Raw genomic sequence first — 17,621 nt, 5'->3', positions numbered from 1 at the left:
GGAGTTCGACGTTTTGAAGGAGGGTTTGTTTAATGATTGAAATCGAAAAGCCAAATATTGAAGCGGTTGAGATAAGTGAAGACGCAAAGTATGGTAAATTTGTTGTGGAACCACTGGAGCGTGGATATGGAACCACGTTAGGAAACTCCTTACGTCGCATTCTTCTCTCTTCTTTACCAGGTGCTGCTGTGACATCTGTTCAAATTGACTCCGTTCTTCATGAATTTTCTACAATTGAAGGTGTTGTAGAAGACGTGACAACGATCATTTTGAATTTAAAGAAGCTTGCCCTTAAGATCTATTCAGACGAAGAGAAGACCCTTGAAATTGATGTTCAGGGGGAAGGTGTAGTAACAGCTAATGATTTGACTCATGACAGTGATGTCGAGGTCTTGAATCCAGATCTTCATATTGCTACGCTCGCAAAGGGAGCCCGTTTGCACATGCGCCTGACTGCAAAGCGTGGTCGTGGATATGTCTTAGCTGAAGGAAATAAGAATGACGATCAACCGATTGGCGTTCTTCCTATTGATTCCATTTATACGCCGGTGTCACGTGTAAACTATCAAGTTGAGAATACCCGCGTCGGTCAAGTGACCAACTACGACAAACTAACCCTTGATGTCTGGACTGACGGAAGCATCCGCCCTGAAGAAGCTGTTTCATTAGGGGCTAAAATCTTAACAGAGCATTTAAATATATTCGTAGGATTAACAGATCAAGCGCAGAATGCGGAAATCATGGTTGAAAAAGAAGAGGATCAGAAGGAAAAGGTTCTGGAAATGACGATCGAAGAACTCGATCTTTCTGTGCGTTCTTACAATTGTCTGAAGCGTGCCGGTATTAATACAGTCCAGGAATTGACGCAGAAGACAGAGGAAGACATGATGAAGGTTCGCAACCTTGGTCGGAAGTCATTAGAAGAAGTACAAGAGAAGCTTGGTGAGCTTGGGCTAGGCCTCCGTAAAGAAGACTAGTCTAAATTGATCAAGTTTGTTTCTGAGATCGGCTAATGATTGTATAGAACTGTTATAAAGGAGGGAATGAACATGGCATACGCAAAATTAGGTCGCACAAGTGCGCATCGTAAAGCATTATTCCGTGATTTGGCGACTGATCTTATTATCAATGAGCGTATCGAAACGACAGAAGCTAAGGCGAAGGAGCTTCGTTCTATCGTTGAGAAAATGATCACACTTGGAAAGCGCGGTGACTTGCACGCACGCCGTCAGGCTGCTGCTTTCATTCGTCGAGAAGTAGCGGATGAAGAGTCTGGACAAGACGCAATCCAAAAGCTGTTCTCTGATATCGCAGCGCGCTATGAGGAGCGTCAAGGTGGTTACACTCGCATCCTTAAAGTTGGTCCTCGTCGTGGAGACGGTGCACCAATGGTGATTATTGAGCTCGTATAATCAGATATGAGTGAATAGATGAGACGACAAAGGGCAATTCAGATCTGGGCACGCCTGCTCCGACTCTGAGCCCTTTTTTGTTTGTCGCAGTGTCACTGGTTTTAGAAAAGGAGGGGCATATGTCTGAATTGATTGGCTTAGCAGGTGTCTCCTATCAATACCCAAAGACCGAGCATTTTGCACTGAATGGACTGACGATGAAGATAGAGCGCGGTGAGTGGCTGACGGTTCTCGGGCGCAACGGTTCTGGCAAGTCGACCTTTGGCCGCCTGCTCAATGGACTGCTGCTGCCAACGAGCGGTGAAGTGTATGTCGGGGGGCAGTCGACCCGCGACGAAGATGCGATCTGGACGATTCGTCAGAAGGTCGGAATGGTATTTCAAAACCCCGACCATCAATTTGTCGCGACGACGGTTCGTGATGACTTGGCTTTCGGTCTCGAAAACATCGGACTTGATCGCCAGGAAATGGAGAACCGGATCGAGAAATATGCCGCTCTGATTGGAATTGAGCGCTTTTTAGAGATGGAGCCGCACCGTCTGTCCGGCGGACAGAAGCAGCGGGTGGCGATTGCCGGGATTATGGCAATGGAGCCGGCGATCATCGTATTTGATGAGGCGACTTCGATGCTTGACCCGTTGGGCAAAAAAGAAGTACTGGCGACGATGACGATGCTTCATCAGCGTGGTTCGACGATTATCTCCATTACTCATGATATGGAAGAAGCTATGCTGGCCAGCAGGCTCCTGCTGCTTGCTGGAGGGAAGAAGCTTGCCGAAGGCCCCCCTGAAGAGGTTTTTGCCAATGCCGAGCTTGTCCGCCAGGCCGGCCTGCGGGTCCCGTTTGCGTTAGAGATGCAGCGGCAGCTTGAGAAACGCGGTCTATCCTTTGAGACGGCATGTTTGCGGGAAGAGGAGTTGATTACTGAATTATGGAGATTGTCTTCAACGAAGTAGAGCATCGTTATATGGAAGGAACTCCTTTTGAAAAGGTGGCGCTTCATGACTGCACGATCAGAATACCTTCAGGCTCTTTTACAGCCGTAATCGGTCATACCGGTTCAGGGAAGTCAACGCTTATTCAGCATATTAACGGACTGCTCCGGCCAACGAAAGGGACGGTGCAGATCGGACCATTTGAGCTAAAAGCGGAAAAGAAAAAGATTGATATCAGGTCGTTGCGCCAGCAGGTCGGCCTTGTGTTTCAATATCCTGAACATCAGCTGTTTGAGGAAACAGTCGCTAAAGATATCTGCTTCGGTCCGATAAACTTTGGCGTACCGTCCGAACGGGCGTTGAAGCGGGCAAAGGAGCTGCTGCCCCAGGTCGGTTTAAGCGAGGAGATTTTAACAGCCTCACCGTTTGAGCTGAGCGGTGGACAAATGCGGCGGGTAGCGATTGCCGGGGTGCTGGCGTCAAGGCCGAAGGTGCTCATATTGGACGAGCCGGCGGCAAGCCTTGATCCTGAGGGCCATGAACAGATCATGAAGCTCTTTGTCGACTATCATCAACAGCAGCAGACGACGACGGTGCTTGTGACCCATCATATGGAGGATGCGGCCCGTTATGCCGATCAGATTATTGTTCTGCATGAGGGAAGGGTCGAGATGGCGGGGGGCCGTGAGCTCATTTTTGAGCAGGCGGAGAGGTTGCGTGAGATTGGACTTGAGCTGCCAGCGCCGGTCCGGTTTCTTGAGCAAGTCAAGCAACGCTTTGCTCTGGCGGACACGCCTAAGTATTATGAGCTTGAGAGAGCGGCTGATTACGTGGCGAGACTTGTGGAGGGCGAATGATGCTGCAAAATATTATCATTGGTCAATACGTTGGTGTAACCTCGGTTCTTCACCGGCTTGATCCCCGTTCAAAACTGGTGAGTGTCGCGATTCTTGTCATCATGATTTTTCTGGCCGATAACTGGCTTGCCGGGGGATTGATCATTGCTTTTGCCCTTATCCTGATCTTTTTATCAAATGTCCCCCTGTCCTTTATTTATCGGGGAATGAAGCCGATTTTTCTGCTCGTCCTGTTTACAGTGTTCTTTCACCTCCTGTTAACGCGGGAAGGAGAGGTGCTCTGGACAGCAGGACCCTTTTCCATCTATGAGCACGGTGTACGGCAGGCTGCTTTTATGGCGCTGCGGCTGTTAACTCTGATTGTCTTTACGTCTCTGCTCACGTTGACGACGAAGCCAATTGATTTAACGGACGGATTGGAGTATTTGCTCGGCCCGTTAAAGAAAGTCAAGCTGCCCGCCCACGAGCTTGCTCTGATGATGTCGATTGCGCTGCGCTTTATTCCAACATTTATGCAGGAGACGGAAAAGATCATGAAAGCGCAAATGGCGCGCGGCGTTGACTTTACGAGCGGACCGCTGCGTCAGCGGGTCATGGCGTTTGTTCCGCTGCTCGTACCGCTGTTTATAAGCGCGTTTAAGCGGGCGGAGGACTTGGCGCTGGCGATGGAGGCCAGAGGCTATCGCGGCGGGGAAGGACGGACGAAATACCGCCTGCTCGCCTGGCGCTGGCGCGATTCCTTGGCGGTCGCTCTATGCCTTGGGCTGAGCGGCGCTGTGTTTGCACTGCGGCTGCTATAATATCGAGGAGAGGAGGTGACCGTCATGCTGAATAGAATCGCTCTTTTAGTGGAATACGACGGCAGTGCTTTTTACGGCTTTCAAGTTCAGGAAAAACAGCGGACGATTCAAGGGGAAATCGAGCGGGCTCTTTCGATTATTCATAAAGGAGAGTTTATTCGGATCCATCCGTCAGGACGGACAGACACCGGCGTGCACGCCCGTGGTCAGGTGATTCACTTCGACACGCCGCTCTCCATTGACCCGGCACGCTGGCCGCAGGCGCTGAACGGCTGCCTGCCTAACGATATCCGGATCGTCGAAGCAGCCCGTGTAGCCGATGATTTCCATACCCGCTATGACTCGGTCAGGAAGCATTATCGCTACCGGGTGCTGAACCGGAAGGAGCGGGATGTCTTTCGCCGCAACCTTGCTTTTTTTGTCCCCTATGAGATGGACCTTGATTTGATTCGCGCTGGTGCGGCGCATTTGCTTGGCACCCATGACTTCTCATCTTTTTGTGTGACAAACGCCGATGTCAAAAGCAAGGTGAGGACCTTACATACCTTGGAGGTCAATCGCCAAGGTGATGAAATTGTTTTTGACTTAATCGGAGACGGTTTCCTCCATAATATGGTGCGGATCATTGTCGGAACACTGCTCGAAGTCGGCGGGGGAAGAAGAGCGCCTGAGGACATCGTCCGCATTCGCGATGCGCGGAACAGGGCGGCGGCCGGAAAAACAGCGCCGGGACACGGTTTGTTTCTCTGGAGGGTCTTCTATGAGCAGCCAATTTTTCAACATAACCGGACATCGTCAAATGACAACGAGGCCTAGTGTAACAAATTGTTGACAATAGGTTTTTAATGTTATATGATGTTAGATGGTAATTTCAAAAACCCACTAGCCCCGGGTTTCGGAATGTTACATGAGACTATGGTTAACTTGATTTGATAAAATTGAAAGCAATGGTTCTTTTTAGGAGGGAAATTCATGCGTACAACATATATGGCAAAGCCAAACGAAGTTGAGCGTAAGTGGTATGTAGTAGACGCTGAAGGTCAAACGCTTGGTCGTCTTGCGTCAGAAGTAGCTTCTATCCTTCGCGGTAAGCACAAGCCTACGTTCACACCACACGTTGATACTGGTGATCACGTGATCATCATTAACGCTGAGAAAATCGAATTAACAGGTAACAAATTAAATGACAAGATCTACTATCGTCATTCAAACCACCCTGGTGGTCTGAAAAAGACAACAGCAGGCGATATGCGTGCAAACAAGCCGGAGCGTATGCTTGAGCTTGCTATCAAAGGAATGCTTCCAAAGAACACTCTTGGTCGCGCGCAAGGGATGAAACTGCATGTATACGCAGGCAGCGAACACAAACATCAAGCTCAGAAACCAGAAGTTTACGAACTTCGCGGTTAATTGATAGGAGGGTATTAATTTTGGCACAAGTACAATATTACGGTACAGGTCGCCGCAAGCACTCTGTTGCTCGTGTACGCCTACTGCCAGGTGACGGTCGTATCGTTATTAATGGTCGTGAAATGGACGAATATTTCAATCTTGAAACATTAAAGCTTATCGTAAAGCAGCCACTTGTTGAAACTGGCGTTGAAGGTCAATATGACGTTCACGTAAACGTTGAAGGTGGAGGCTACACAGGACAAGCGGGCGCCATCCGTCATGGCGTGGCACGCGCGCTACTTGAAGTAGATCCTGACAACCGCCCAGTGCTTAAAAGCGCTGGCTTCCTAACTCGTGATGCACGTATGAAAGAACGTAAGAAATACGGTCTTAAAGCAGCTCGTCGTGCACCTCAGTTCTCGAAGCGTTAAGTTTTTACGTTTCACAAAACCCCCAACTTATGGTTGGGGGTTTGTTTTTATATACAGCCTTGCAATTGGGTGAAGTCGCATGCGTAATGGACGCTATTTTTTAAAAGGGAGAGCAGCCTTTCTCAAAGCATGGTGATCGCCATGAGCAGCTGCTTCATGCGTAAATCAGGATTCAAATTTGGGCGATTTACATACCTCTCTGATTACCAGGAGCTACAGGTCGATGTTCGTTTGGCGTGCTTTTTCTTCGAGCTCCCTTTCGTACCAGCGAGGGAGCGGGAGCATAATGACTTGCTTGGCATTTAGTATTTTAACCTTGCGATCATGGGCGAGCTGTTCGATGACAGGGAGCAGCCGCTGTTTGCCACGGCCAGTCTTTTGACACAAATCATCAATAGTCGGTATGCGGTGCAGCTGAGACATATTGTTGATGATTGTTAAAGTTTTACGCTCAATGTCCGTTACCCGATCCATAACAGTTACACCCTTTCTACTGTTTTAAGATACTTAATGTGAATGTACTCGTACTCAGACCCGGTGCTTATCTTGAAATGCTGAAGCTGATGATCCACCAGATCAACCACTCCGTTAATCTCCTTATAAGTGCCATCATCCCAATAGACAACGGTCACCTCCTGCTTCCGCTGGAGGGCATCCATCACAATCATGCCGATTTCCATTAATGCCTGATCGTCCAACAGTGGAGGAGGAAGCTTATTTTGATTGGCCTGATGCTCTAAATAGGCTGCTTTTTGCTCTGGAAGGACGAATCTGCTTCCTTCCCAGAGTAAGTTTTTTCGCTTGAGATACTCACTCATTTGTAGTGTCCCCCAATCTTAGCTGCGCGCTCGCGGGCCTGGCCCGGGGAGAGTAAAGAGGAAGCGCGGATGATGGACGTTTGCCCGTAGCGGCCCTTTATCCGGTCCATAGCTGAACCGATTTGTAAGAGACGGTCTCTGTCCTGCTCAAACAAGCTCAGTTGGACGACTTTATCCGACTGCAATTTGTCGAGCGATACCGCTAATCGACGTACCGGGAATCCATCCCAGAACTTGTCAAACAGCTCGCAAATGTAGCTGTACATCTCCATTGTGACATTTGTAGCGGAGGCGATTGTCTTCTGTCGATGAAAGCCGGCCGGTATCATATAGCTCCCTCCTGACACGCTTAATGAGACGGTTTGACCCATGACATGTGAGCGGCGTGCGCGGCTGCAAACTTCCTCGCAAAGCTCCAGCAGCACGACCCGAATATCCCGCCGGGTCGTATAATCGTAAGGGAGTGTCATGCCATGGCCGATCGTCTTTTCGCCCTGATGGGAACCAATGGACACTGGTGAATAATCAATGCCGTTCGCTGTCATCCAAAGCACATGACCATTTATGCCCCACCTCTTTTTAAGACGCTCGACCGGACAGGCGGCCAAATGGCCAATCGTCCGAATGGCCATGTTACGTAAGTGCTGTTCCATGCGTGAGCCAACGCCGAACATGGAACCGACGGGCAGCGGCCACAGATGTTCCTCAAGTTCGTCTTTTTTTAGCCAAAAGACCCCGCCTTTACTCTTTTTAGAAAAATTATCACAGGCCATTTTAGCGAGGACCTTATTTTCACCGATTCCGACCCTGGCTCGAACTTGGTACTTTTCCCAAATTGCCGTCTGAACCATCCGGGCAATCTTATATGGCGAACCGAATAGCTTTTGGCTCCCTGTCACATCCATAAATTGTTCATCGATGGAATAAGGTTCAACCAGCGGTGTGAATGTCTCTAAGATCGCGGTGATCCCGGTCGCCGCTTTAACATAGTCCTCCATCCGCGGCGGTACGACAACAGCCTCCGGGCACTTCTGTAAAGCTTCCCACAGCCTTGAAGCGTTTTTCACACCGCGCTTCTTCGCCAAAGGACAAGCAGCTAAGACAACACCAGATCGGCGTTTAGGATCACCGGCGACGATGACCGGTTTATCATCTAAACGCGGATCCCGAGCCTTTTCCAGCGAAGCGTAAAATGACTGCATATCAACTAAAAAGATCACTTTCATGATTATTCACTCCTGAATAAGAACAAGTGTTTGCTTTATGTTCATATTATATGCGAATACTTATTTGTTATTCAATGGCTAATAAATGGCAAATGTATGTTCGTTAACAGCCTTGCTTGAGTGGGGGTTGAAAAAGTACTGCAAAGTGAATGAAACATAAGGGCTCATGTTTTAATAAAAAAATCTTTTTGGAAAAAGAGGGGATCCACCTTTTGCTGTCAAATATAACTTTTAATGTCTAATAGAACAGGATGGGAGTGTAGCTGACGGACATCAGGGCGTATAAGCACCAGAAATGAAAGCGTTACCATTACGGGTGGCATGATCCAATGACCATCAAAATAGCGAATTACGAAAAAAGAAGAAATGAAAGCGAGAGAGGAATGATTTATTTTGCAGAAAAAAGCCAGAGGCCGTTGGGCGTATTTTTTAGCACTTGTTTTTATCTTAAGCTCGTTTAGCGCGACCACAATGCCGGTCATCAATGCTTCAGCGGCAGAGGTTGTGTCGCTGAAAGAAGTGTACAAAGACCATTTTCTTATCGGTAATGTGGTAAGCCCGAACGACCTGAGCGATGCCAATGCAGAGAAGTATGATTTTATGAAGTTTCACTTTAACGCACTGACGCCAGAAAACGCTACGAAGCCGGACTCCATATGGCGCGATGCAACCGGCGATCCGTCATTCACATCTGCCGACAGTATGTTAACTCAAGTCAAAGAGGACGGTTTCTATACGAAAGGACACGCGCTGGTGTGGCATAATCAGTCAGCTGGTTGGCCGCCAAGTGGTCAGACTTATACCGAGGCAAGGGCCAGCCTGCAAAGGTACATTTCGACAATCGCCGGGCACTATAGTCAGGGTCCTTATAAGCTTGATGCCTGGGACGTTGTTAACGAAGCCATGAGGGATAACCCGGAAAATCCGACCGATTGGCGAAACGCGCTTCGATCCGGCATTAATCCAATGGAACGTCCATCCCGGTGGTTTGAAGCTTACGCCAACGGTGGAAATGGCTGGGATTATATCTATGATGCCTTCTTATTCGCGCGCGAGGCTGCCCCGGATGCCACTCTGTATTACAATGACTTTAACGACGAAGAGCTTCCCAATAAAGCAATCGCGATTGCCTCAATGGTCAAGGAGCTCAATGAAAGATACGCGGATGAACACCCTGAAGCAAACGGCAGGAAACTGATCGAGGGCATCGGAATACAGGGGCATTACAACACAAGACTCAATATAGATAATTTAGAGGAAGTGCTAAAGATCTATCGTGAAACCGGGGTGGAGATCAGCATAACCGAGCTTGATGTACAGCTCAACGGTACATCGGCCGACGAACCTCCTACCGAGGCGCAATTGAAGGAGCAGGCGGTAATGTACGCCAAGCTGTTCGCGCTGTACAAGAAGTACTCCGATGATATAGCACGCGTCACATTCTGGGGCGTGTCTGATAACAACAGCTGGCGCAGTTCGGGCTACCCGCTGCCATTCGACTCCAACCGTGAACCAAAAGAAGCCTATTGGGCGATCGTAAATCCGGAGGCCTATCTTGGAATTGATGAGTTGCCGCCTGAGCTCACGTCATTTGAATTCGGCGGTGAGGTTTTCAATGTTGGAGGCAAAACTGAATTTGATGTTAACGTGCCAAAGGACGTGTCAAATATTGATTTCTCTGCCGCAAACCTTGCACATGAATACCAAGATGAAGATGTGGATGTCAGCGTGACTCTGAATCCGGCAAATGGTGCGGTGAGCGCCGGGGAGCCAGCCGTGGCGACGGTGAAAATAGCCTGGAAGGAATCGCCGCATAGATCGACGACGTATACGATAAACTTTGGGCATATGACCGCCGAATGGGGGAATGACCAAAACTATGCGGATACGGGCTACCGCTCATCCGTTACTATCCGCTTCAGTGACGGCGAAACCGCACCGAAACTAATTCAGGCGTTCTATCATCTGGACGACGGTAAGCTGGCAATGCTCAATAGTGAGGAATTCCAGCCATTACCGAAACATACAAGTGGTACGCTCACTATTAATACGGAAAGTAAGATAGACGATGATGAATTGAAAACATTGACGTTGAAGAAGTCTCTATGGGATCAGAACTGGGCTCCGATTACTCCAGCACGTATTACAGACTTCAATACTGCGGAAAATTATTGGAGATTGGCCAAAACGATTGAGTCAGGTAAGACATATATTGTTGTCTCCGCCAACTCAGGTTTGGCACTGACGAATATGAATGTACCATCCGTCCCGGCGACCGGTGGGGTCACAACCGCCAAGCGCGGGCTTGCAGGTACGCCTGTCACGATAGAAGATGACATGATTATAGCGCCGGAACTGATCCAGGATAATATGAGATTTATTTTTAATGAAAGAACGAGTCCCGATCCGGGCCAATACACAAGCGAGAACGGATACACTGGATATACCATGTTAAGTCTCGTTCACGGCGGTCTTGTCGCTCCATCCATTCTGTGGCGGGATTTGAGCAGCGACGATACAGCTCCTTTACGTACAGATACGACTATCGGAGATCATGCATTGGATCGGGCGGTGTGGTATCACACGGGGATAGACCCTGATACCGGGGAGACAACGCTATTTCTCCATACGGGTTCCAGCAATTACACGTATGCGCTGCACGGCAACGAAAGCGGGTTTGTCGGCCAGGGCGGCACGGAGCCACTAGAGAACTATGCAGCGGTTAGCCGTGTTAAGTTGTATGAGTACGTGTCGGACTATGTAGACGAGGACGTAACAAATGTGGGCGTGGATATAAGCCTCGCCCCGGTGAAGCATCTCGTAAGTGAGCGTGACGCCAGTATCCCCGTTACGGCGGATGTCCCTGATGGCTCCACAGCGGTGTTGGAAAAGGACGGCGTTTCAGTAGCCTCCTCACCATTCGTAAATGGCGAAGCACTGATCAGCGTTGCAGGCAGTGATGTTGATGCCGAGGCGAATTATGCTGTCGTTGCCTATGATGGCTCTGAACTACTTGGCGCGGTCATTCTCCCGGTCGTCACTCTTGACAGTGCGACACCGGGGGCTACAGTAGAGAGGCTTAATGGGAATCAGAACAGGCTGACAGTCACCGTTACGGAAGTATACTCTGATGGTTTGACGGAGACTTTCAGTGAAGAAGTACTGATCAGGAACAACGCGGAAGACATCTATCAAGTGGGCCCATATAAGGTTTATGTCGACACGAAGGGCAACGGACAGATTCGCGAATGCTATATTGTTTGGGATTAATCCGCAAGCATATAACAATAATGCCAGTAAAAAAGCGTCAGCTTTGTTTTAGCTGAATCGCCTACCAGAGGCCGCAAGCCCTTCTCCAGAAAGGAGAAGGGCTTTTTCTTTGTTCAATGGAAGAGCAATCCGGGTAGAGGGAGAATTAAAAATATTCACGCCCCCTCTGCCGGGTAAAGAAGGAGGTACTCCTCAATCGCATGAACGAGTACGGAGACGATTTCATTTTGTGATTGTTCATCTGTTAATACGTGAAAATCCTCGCCGTTGCTAATATACCCTAACTCGACGATAATCGAGGGCATATCAAGGTGCTTCATTAAAAAGTAAGGATTGCCCCTTTGCGGATGTTTATCGATTTTGTAATAGTTGTTTAAGTGCTCCTGAACGATACGTGCGAGATGATAGCTTTTTCCACTTACCTGATAAATGATGAGAGGACCTCTCCGCTGTTTATGTTTAGACCAGTTAACATGCAGGCTGATAAATACTTTCGGCTTGAGCGCATCCGCAATTAATTTTCTCTGTCTTAAATCCCTCAGATGGCGGCGAAGATGGGGGAATGGACTGTCATCGCTTAAGGAATAATCGTCTAATCTCGTGATACCAACGTGATATGATTTTTGCTGCAGCTCCTTCATCAGCTTCCGTCCGAAGATCAAATTGAGATCCTTTTCCAACACACCATTTGCCGATGTCCCTCCATCAACGCCTCCATGCCCGACATCAATGACGACATCGTATGAATCAATAATAGAAGGATCGGCGCCAGCCGGGATGGGTGAAGAGAGGAAGAGCAGCAAAAGAACAGGGAGAAAAACCATAGTAAGCCATTTTTTCATACTATCAACACCTTTAGTCATCGTGAGAATATGGATACTATATTATCGATCATTTTTCGCAAAAATACCCCTTGAAAAAAGGACAAATACTTCCAAATCAGCAACCAGTTCACTGCTTTTTAGTAATACCAGAGGGCTGTTTGGACAATTTCAACAGCATTTCCACTGCATGTGTCGCTTTTCCGCGCCTCATACTAAAAAGAAAAAGCAATGGGAGTGGAGAAGCCATGACAGTTGTCACAACATTAGCAGAGAGACGTCGGGAGAAGCAGTGGAAATTTGAACGAAGCCTGTTACGGAAGTTATCGTTAAAGGAAATAAAAGCCTCAGTCGAGACTCATTTTAAAACAGTAGTCCCCTTTTATTTCTTATCGCATCCATTTTTGGTTGACCCTTGTATGGATATGGCGATTGATGCGTATTTGCTCGGGGCGGAATATGGCCGCTTCGGTTATCTCGGTGAGACCGTTGAGGAAGTGAAGCAGCGCTGCGCGGAGGAAATGATTGATCTGACTCATGCCATCTTCACCCTGCTACAGGGTTGGCTGCTCGATAATGAGTATGTGCTTGATTCCTTAAAGGTTGCGACGGAGAGCTTTGTTGATACATGGTGGACGCACGGCTTTAAGGAAGCGGAGCGGCAATACCGCCTGCGCCTTCATTAAGAAGAGCGTCCTCAGGCCAAAATCACTTCATAATCTATTCTTTGTCCCAATATATATATAACAGAAGGGACAAGGAGGGATGGGAGTGAATCTGAAAAAATGGATAAAGGGCTGCGCTTTTGCTGTGGCAGTCGTGAGTTTATTATTCATTATTCAATATCAATTTATCACGAATGACTCTTGGTCAACATGGAATCTTCCTTTATCAGGAAAAGTGATTGTCGTTGACCCGGGGCATGGAGGAGTGGACGGTGGTGCTGTGTCACGCGCTGGTCTGCAAGAAAAGGATGTAACCTTGCTTATTAGCGAAAAGCTGCGTGACTATCTCCAGGAAGCGGGCGCGCTCGTGCTGATGACGCGGGAGGAAGACCGTGATTTGGCCGGAGAGGATACGAGGCAAATCCGACAGCGGAAAGTCGAGGATTTGAAGCGGAGGGTGGAGATCATAAATGAGTCGGAAGCGGATCTGTTTATCAGCCTTCACATGAATGCAATCCCATCCCCGAAATGGAGAGGAGCCCAGACGTTTTATAATCGGACCATTCCTGAAAATGAGGCGGTCGCCAAATTTGTACAGGATGAAATCCGGCGAAACCTTGAAAACACAACAAGGCAGGCGAAACCGATTCATAATGTCTTTTTGCTAAAACATGCAGAAATCCCCGGCTTGCTTGTGGAGGCAGGCTTTTTATCTAATCCGACTGAGGCGGAGCTCCTGCAAACCGAGGAATATCAGGAAAAGGTGGCGGCCTCGATTTATCAGGGCATCATGCGCTTTTATACGAACGAGGACGTTCCGGAGCAGGAAAACTGAGTGCAAACGGATTCATCCGAAAGGGGAGTATGCTATACTAAGCATATATTGGAAAAAAGGAAGGTGTCCGTATTGATAAATGAATCAACAGTTATGGAAGCATTACAGCGGGTTAAAGATCGCGACCTTAATAAAAGCATTGTCGAAACGGGTGGTGTCCGGGAAGTTAGCATTAAAGAAGATGGCCGTGTCAGTTTAAAGGTGGCTTTGGCGAAAACCGGGACGGCTGAACAAATGCAGATTCAACAGGAGATCGTCAACATCCTGAAAGGAGAGGGGGCGTCGGCTGTTGGTCTGCGTTTTGACAATTTGACGGAAGAGGAAATCAAGCAGCTTGGCGGACTGAAAGGAGCTGCTTTTCAAGGGCCTCCGCTGCTCTCCCCTGATAACACGACAACATTTATCGCGGTGACGAGCGGAAAAGGCGGGGTCGGAAAATCGACCGTTTCCGTTAATTTAGCGACGACTCTTGTCCGCCTGGGAAAAAGAGTCGGCATTATTGATGCAGACATTTATGGCTTCAGCGTTCCGGATATGATGGGAATCGAGGCGCGCCCTCAGGTAATTGCTGATCGCATTTATCCTGTGGAACGTTTTGGCGTTAAGGTAATCTCCATGGGCTTCTTTGTCGAGGATAATGCGCCTGTCATTTGGCGGGGGCCAATGCTCGGTAAAATGCTAAACCAGTTTTTTAGCGAGGTCGAATGGGGAGAGCTGGACTATCTGATTCTTGATTTGCCACCAGGGACAGGTGACGTGGCGCTTGATATCCATACGATGCTACCGCATTCGAAGGAAATTTTGGTGACGACGCCTCACGCGACGGCTGCTTTTGTCGCAGCCCGGGCCGGGTCGATGGCAATCAAGACGAACCATGAAATTATCGGCGTCATCGAGAATATGGCGTATTTTGAAAGTAAGCTGACCGGCGAAAAGGAATATGTATTCGGCAAAGGCGGGGGCGAGCGTCTGAAAGAGGAGCTGAAAACAGACTTGCTTGGCCAGATCCCTTTAGGACAGCCGGAAATCGATAAAGAGGATTTTGCGCCTTCTGTTTATCCGGCCGACCACCCGATTGGTGAAATTTATACGCAAATTGCAAAGCGGGTTATCGAAAAAACGTAAGAAGCGTTCATAACATCAAAAACCAAGAGAGGGGAACCTCTCTTGGCAAGATTATCAAGAATTTTCTTCGCCAGAGGCTCCGCCGCCTCCGCTTTCCTGACCGCCTCCACTGCCTCCGCCTTGCTGTTCATTCTGCTGGTTACCGCCTTGATCCTGCTTTTCCATTTGCTGTTCGGCAACCTTGGACAGGATTTCATTTACCTTTGCAGTGAAGTATGGACTCTCAAACGATTCAGACATAATGTTCATTACTTGCTGTCTGTATTCCTTCGATTTTAACGTTTCCAGGACGGCCCGTTCCATTTCCGGGTCCTGAAGAATCGTCATCATCATTGCCTGGTATTCCGGATCTTTCATTAGTGCTTTTAGCATTTTTTCATTTTCCGTTTGCATGCTCTCGGCAAATGTTTTAGCGAATTCCGGATCTTTCATCGTCTCCTGCCAAAACTTCTTACCCGCTTCAGAGGTCAACGTCTCTTGGATGGCCTGCTTCACAAATGCATTATCCATTACAAGCTCCTGACGCAACTCTTCATCCTGCAACAATTCCTGAATTGCTGCTTTTCCTTCATCTGTTTTCAGCATATCCACCATCATTTTTTTGGTGTTTTCATAATCAGGACTGCTATTTCCGCCATTCTCAGCCGCTGCACAACTCGTCAGGACCAGGGGGAGTAGCAGGCATCCTAAAAGAACATACATAATCCTTTTCATGCGTGCGGCTCCTTTCCGTTCTTTTGTCATTAATTTGAGACATTTCCACGGATTTTATGCATGCTTGTAGCTGAACGACTGGCATTTTTAAAGCGGGCTTGTTACAATCATGAAAGGAATAGTGTACATTGGAGGAAAAGCTTGTGAATAGTCGAAAAGTGGTCTATTTATTTTTTACCACTCTCATCATTGGAAGTGTCAGCGGAGCCATCGTTGGGTTTGCCTTTGACTATGAAATGTACGTGTCAGAGGGAGCGGCCAATTTGATTGTCGGTGTGATTTGGCTTTTAGGGATGAGTGCCGCTTTTTCGCTCATTAGCCAGATGGGCTTTTTTGCGTATTTAACGGTTCATCGCTTCGGTCTTGGTCTGTTTAAATCACACAAATTATGGAATTATGTTCAAATTGTAATTATTGCTTTCGTGTTGTTTGATTTGTTCTATTTTCGATATATCGCCTTTGCGGAGCCGGGAGAAACGATGTTTGGTTATATGATCATTCCTGCCCTGCTGCTCGTTTATGGTTTAGTGGTTGCTTACTTAAAAGCGCGTGACACAAATCAAAGCGCCTTTATTCCGGCCTTATTCTTTATAGTTGTAGTCACAACAATTGAATGGGTTCCGGCTTTAACGGTAAATGATACGAAGTGGCTTTGGCTTTATTTTACGCCGCTCATTGTCGGAAATACATGGCAGTTATTGATCCTTCACCGATTATCAGGTCAGCCAACATCATAAAAACAAAAAGCGGAATTTCAGAGAGCAATAATTGCCCTTTGAGATTCCGCTTTTTTTATTGCTTAATGGATTTCTTCATTTGTTGATTTCGTGTTTGCCATTAAGTCTTCGATGCTGCTGAAGGTGAAGCCTTTATCACGAAGCTGGTCGATAATGATCGGCAAAGCTTTATGGGTTTGTTTAACAGAATCAGATGCGTGAAAGAGTAATACATCTCCTGATTCGGTATGCGGAACGACTGTTTCAACAATTTTCTCCACGCCTGGATTTTGATAATCCTTGGAGTCAATACTCCAATGCACGATGCTGTAGCCCTGTCCTTCTGCGACATCTAAAACACGTCTGTCAAATGCTCCGTTCGGGGGTCTAAGCAAGGTTGGCTTTTCGCCAATGATTTCATTCAGCACATTTCCGCTGCGGACGATATCTTTTCTGACCTGTTCATCATCCCAATTTGTATAATCCTTGTATTGATAACCGTGACTGCCGATGCTGTGCCCACGATCTTTGATTTCTTTCACTAAATCCGGGTATTTTTCCGCCCACGATGCCGAGACGAAAAAGGTAGCATGATCCACCTGCTTCTGTTCAAGAATGTCGAGAATCGGTTTTACTCTGGTTTCTCCCCAGCTGATGTTAAAGGTTAACGCAATGACCTGGTCATCGGTTTCTGCTTTATAAAAAGCTTGCGGCCCGTCCTCAGTAGAAAAAACCATAATATGAGAGCGTTCTACATATAACAAGCCCGCTGTAAATAAGGCTGCGATCACAATAAGGGATGCTTGCTTTAACCGCTTGGCGTGAACTACCCATACAAATCTCATTGGTTGTCCTCCTCTTCCTTGTTTATGATCAATGTATGCAGAAAGGGGGACAGGATATGAATAAAATGCGCCTCTATCGAAAATAATTTAGAAGATATCAGCAAAAGATCCAATAGCGATCCTAGCTGTTCTGTTGAAAAGTCACAATTGTCGAGGTGGTAATGGTGTTAGGTCTTTTATTAAATCAAAAAGAAGTGCAAGAAGTGGAATATATGCTAAAGAGAGAGATGGAAGAAATTTTATTGGATTTATCTGACCCACGAATTGATGAGCTTGTGAAACGGGCGATGGAGGAGAAGTATCAAATTGTGTTTAGTATTTATAAAAGGCTCGTCACACCAAAGGAAAGTGTGAAATATCTCCTGCCGCGTACGAGGAAAAAAATGCAATAATTTATATGGATAAATGTTATTGACACTTAATTAGTAAACGTGCTATATTGTTGGAACCGCACAAAGAGACAAGCATTTCGAAGGGAAAATAATTTTATTTTTATGTTGACCTGTTTTGATCTTTGTGTTATATTAGAAAAGTCGCCAATGAGCGATGCGAGTTCTTTGAAAACTGAACAAAAGCCAAGCGAAAAAAAGGTGACGAATGTCACCGTCAAAAAAAGCCAGCGGAGCCTGCACAAGGTTTTGGAAGCAAGAGACGAAGTGGTTTTCTTCGGCTATTGCTGAGTGCAGAGTGGAGCGGTTTTAAAAAAATTAAGAGCTTAATCAGCTCACCATTTTCATGGAGAGTTTGATCCTGGCTCAG

At 47.4% G+C, this 17,621-nt stretch carries 20 protein-coding genes; 14 read left to right on the top strand and 6 right to left on the bottom strand.

Going from position 1 to position 17,621, the window contains the following annotated elements:
- Window positions 1-32 precede the first annotated feature (32 nt).
- The 8 genes from M3212_RS16415 to rpsI all read left to right on the top strand — a co-directional run bounded on the left by M3212_RS16415 (window position 33) and on the right by rpsI (window position 5,827).
- Window positions 33-977, top strand: a complete 945-nt coding sequence (locus tag M3212_RS16415; RefSeq protein ID WP_251195062.1) for a DNA-directed RNA polymerase subunit alpha — start codon at window positions 33-35, stop codon at window positions 975-977.
- A 72-nt stretch (window positions 978-1,049) separates the two neighbouring features.
- Window positions 1,050-1,412 carry a 50S ribosomal protein L17 gene (gene rplQ / locus M3212_RS16410; RefSeq protein ID WP_251195061.1) on the top strand — a complete coding sequence of 121 codons (363 nt, stop codon included), beginning with the start codon at window positions 1,050-1,052 and terminating at the stop codon, window positions 1,410-1,412.
- A gap of 119 nt (window positions 1,413-1,531) precedes the next feature.
- The gene (locus M3212_RS16405; protein ID WP_251195060.1) at window positions 1,532-2,368 is read left to right on the top strand and encodes an energy-coupling factor transporter ATPase; all 837 of its coding nucleotides are present in this window, start codon (window positions 1,532-1,534) and stop codon (window positions 2,366-2,368) included.
- Entirely contained in the window at window positions 2,344-3,204 is an 861-nt protein-coding gene (locus M3212_RS16400) for an energy-coupling factor transporter ATPase (RefSeq protein WP_251195059.1), read from the top strand. The genes M3212_RS16405 and M3212_RS16400 overlap by 25 nt, the downstream gene beginning before the upstream one ends.
- The gene (locus M3212_RS16395) at window positions 3,204-4,004 is read left to right on the top strand and encodes an energy-coupling factor transporter transmembrane component T family protein (protein WP_251195058.1); all 801 of its coding nucleotides are present in this window, start codon (window positions 3,204-3,206) and stop codon (window positions 4,002-4,004) included. Before M3212_RS16400 ends, M3212_RS16395 begins: the two co-directional genes overlap by 1 nt.
- Before the next feature lie 24 nt (window positions 4,005-4,028).
- Window positions 4,029-4,820, top strand: a complete 792-nt coding sequence (gene truA, locus M3212_RS16390) for a tRNA pseudouridine(38-40) synthase TruA (RefSeq protein ID WP_251195057.1) — start codon at window positions 4,029-4,031, stop codon at window positions 4,818-4,820.
- A gap of 156 nt (window positions 4,821-4,976) precedes the next feature.
- Window positions 4,977-5,414, top strand: a complete 438-nt coding sequence (rplM, locus tag M3212_RS16385; RefSeq protein ID WP_251195056.1) for a 50S ribosomal protein L13 — start codon at window positions 4,977-4,979, stop codon at window positions 5,412-5,414.
- A 20-nt stretch (window positions 5,415-5,434) separates the two neighbouring features.
- Window positions 5,435-5,827, top strand: a complete 393-nt coding sequence (gene rpsI / locus M3212_RS16380; RefSeq protein ID WP_251195055.1) for a 30S ribosomal protein S9 — start codon at window positions 5,435-5,437, stop codon at window positions 5,825-5,827.
- A 213-nt stretch (window positions 5,828-6,040) separates the two neighbouring features.
- Here the strand turns inward: rpsI and M3212_RS16375 are convergent, their stop codons facing one another.
- From M3212_RS16375 to M3212_RS16365, 3 genes are read right to left on the bottom strand one after another with little or no spacing between them, the layout of a single operon-like run.
- Entirely contained in the window at window positions 6,041-6,301 is a 261-nt protein-coding gene (locus M3212_RS16375; RefSeq protein WP_251195054.1) for a hypothetical protein, read from the bottom strand.
- Window positions 6,302-6,306: 5 nt separating this feature from the next.
- Window positions 6,307-6,645 (bottom strand): YolD-like family protein, encoded by a 339-nt coding sequence (locus M3212_RS16370; protein WP_251195053.1) that lies wholly within the window; start codon window positions 6,643-6,645, stop codon window positions 6,307-6,309.
- Window positions 6,642-7,871, bottom strand: coding sequence for a DNA polymerase IV (locus M3212_RS16365; RefSeq protein WP_285874575.1), 1,230 nt, complete (start codon window positions 7,869-7,871; stop codon window positions 6,642-6,644). Before M3212_RS16365 ends, M3212_RS16370 begins: the two co-directional genes overlap by 4 nt.
- 393 nt (window positions 7,872-8,264) lie before the next feature.
- Here M3212_RS16365 and M3212_RS16360 point away from each other — a divergent pair, with 393 nt between their 5' ends.
- Window positions 8,265-11,141 carry an endo-1,4-beta-xylanase gene (locus M3212_RS16360; protein WP_251195052.1) on the top strand — a complete coding sequence of 959 codons (2,877 nt, stop codon included), beginning with the start codon at window positions 8,265-8,267 and terminating at the stop codon, window positions 11,139-11,141.
- A 155-nt stretch (window positions 11,142-11,296) separates the two neighbouring features.
- Here the strand turns inward: M3212_RS16360 and M3212_RS16355 are convergent, their stop codons facing one another.
- Entirely contained in the window at window positions 11,297-11,983 is a 687-nt protein-coding gene (locus tag M3212_RS16355; protein ID WP_251195051.1) for an N-acetylmuramoyl-L-alanine amidase family protein, read from the bottom strand.
- A gap of 227 nt (window positions 11,984-12,210) precedes the next feature.
- Between M3212_RS16355 and M3212_RS16350 the strand changes: the two genes are divergently transcribed.
- The 3 genes from M3212_RS16350 (at window position 12,211) to M3212_RS16340 (ending at window position 14,587) form a co-directional block, all read left to right on the top strand.
- A complete protein-coding gene (locus M3212_RS16350) occupies window positions 12,211-12,648 on the top strand; it encodes a YbaK family protein (protein ID WP_251195050.1) in 438 nt (145 codons plus the stop codon).
- Between the two features lie 91 nt (window positions 12,649-12,739).
- The gene (gene cwlD / locus M3212_RS16345) at window positions 12,740-13,462 is read left to right on the top strand and encodes an N-acetylmuramoyl-L-alanine amidase CwlD (protein WP_251195116.1); all 723 of its coding nucleotides are present in this window, start codon (window positions 12,740-12,742) and stop codon (window positions 13,460-13,462) included.
- Between the two features lie 72 nt (window positions 13,463-13,534).
- A complete protein-coding gene (locus M3212_RS16340; protein ID WP_251195049.1) occupies window positions 13,535-14,587 on the top strand; it encodes an Mrp/NBP35 family ATP-binding protein in 1,053 nt (350 codons plus the stop codon).
- A gap of 54 nt (window positions 14,588-14,641) precedes the next feature.
- On the opposite strand, the gene gerD is transcribed toward M3212_RS16340, so the two are convergent.
- Window positions 14,642-15,301, bottom strand: a complete 660-nt coding sequence (gene gerD, locus M3212_RS16335) for a spore germination lipoprotein GerD (RefSeq protein ID WP_251195048.1) — start codon at window positions 15,299-15,301, stop codon at window positions 14,642-14,644.
- 143 nt (window positions 15,302-15,444) lie between these two features.
- On the opposite strand from gerD, the gene M3212_RS16330 reads away from it, so the two are divergent.
- Window positions 15,445-16,038, top strand: coding sequence for a KinB-signaling pathway activation protein (locus tag M3212_RS16330; RefSeq protein WP_251195047.1), 594 nt, complete (start codon window positions 15,445-15,447; stop codon window positions 16,036-16,038).
- Between the two features lie 62 nt (window positions 16,039-16,100).
- Here M3212_RS16330 and pdaB read toward each other — a convergent pair whose 3' ends face one another.
- Entirely contained in the window at window positions 16,101-16,862 is a 762-nt protein-coding gene (gene pdaB / locus M3212_RS16325; protein ID WP_251195046.1) for a polysaccharide deacetylase family sporulation protein PdaB, read from the bottom strand.
- 164 nt (window positions 16,863-17,026) lie between these two features.
- Here pdaB and M3212_RS16320 point away from each other — a divergent pair, with 164 nt between their 5' ends.
- On the top strand, window positions 17,027-17,254 hold the full coding sequence (locus M3212_RS16320) for a hypothetical protein (RefSeq protein WP_251195045.1): 228 nt from the start codon (window positions 17,027-17,029) through the stop codon (window positions 17,252-17,254).
- Window positions 17,255-17,621: the final 367 nt, after the last annotated feature.

This window comes from Halalkalibacter oceani (genome assembly GCF_023715705.1).
Lineage (GTDB): Bacteria > Bacillota > Bacilli > Bacillales > Bacillaceae_D > Halalkalibacter > Halalkalibacter oceani_A.
This window is presented reverse-complemented; position numbering and strand designations above follow the sequence as displayed.

Coding starts and splice junctions, on each gene's coding strand:
- M3212_RS16415 (WP_251195062.1), top strand. CDS start 33: ATGATTGAAATCGAAAAGCCAAATATTGAAGCGGTTGAGATAAGTGAA.
- rplQ (WP_251195061.1), top strand. CDS start 1,050: ATGGCATACGCAAAATTAGGTCGCACAAGTGCGCATCGTAAAGCATTA.
- M3212_RS16405 (WP_251195060.1), top strand. CDS start 1,532: ATGTCTGAATTGATTGGCTTAGCAGGTGTCTCCTATCAATACCCAAAG.
- M3212_RS16400 (WP_251195059.1), top strand. CDS start 2,344: ATGGAGATTGTCTTCAACGAAGTAGAGCATCGTTATATGGAAGGAACT.
- M3212_RS16395 (WP_251195058.1), top strand. CDS start 3,204: ATGCTGCAAAATATTATCATTGGTCAATACGTTGGTGTAACCTCGGTT.
- truA (WP_251195057.1), top strand. CDS start 4,029: ATGCTGAATAGAATCGCTCTTTTAGTGGAATACGACGGCAGTGCTTTT.
- rplM (WP_251195056.1), top strand. CDS start 4,977: ATGCGTACAACATATATGGCAAAGCCAAACGAAGTTGAGCGTAAGTGG.
- M3212_RS16375 (WP_251195054.1), bottom strand. CDS start 6,301: ATGGATCGGGTAACGGACATTGAGCGTAAAACTTTAACAATCATCAAC.
- M3212_RS16370 (WP_251195053.1), bottom strand. CDS start 6,645: ATGAGTGAGTATCTCAAGCGAAAAAACTTACTCTGGGAAGGAAGCAGA.
- M3212_RS16365 (WP_285874575.1), bottom strand. CDS start 7,871: ATGAAAGTGATCTTTTTAGTTGATATGCAGTCATTTTACGCTTCGCTG.
- M3212_RS16355 (WP_251195051.1), bottom strand. CDS start 11,983: ATGAAAAAATGGCTTACTATGGTTTTTCTCCCTGTTCTTTTGCTGCTC.
- M3212_RS16350 (WP_251195050.1), top strand. CDS start 12,211: ATGACAGTTGTCACAACATTAGCAGAGAGACGTCGGGAGAAGCAGTGG.
- gerD (WP_251195048.1), bottom strand. CDS start 15,301: ATGAAAAGGATTATGTATGTTCTTTTAGGATGCCTGCTACTCCCCCTG.
- pdaB (WP_251195046.1), bottom strand. CDS start 16,862: ATGAGATTTGTATGGGTAGTTCACGCCAAGCGGTTAAAGCAAGCATCC.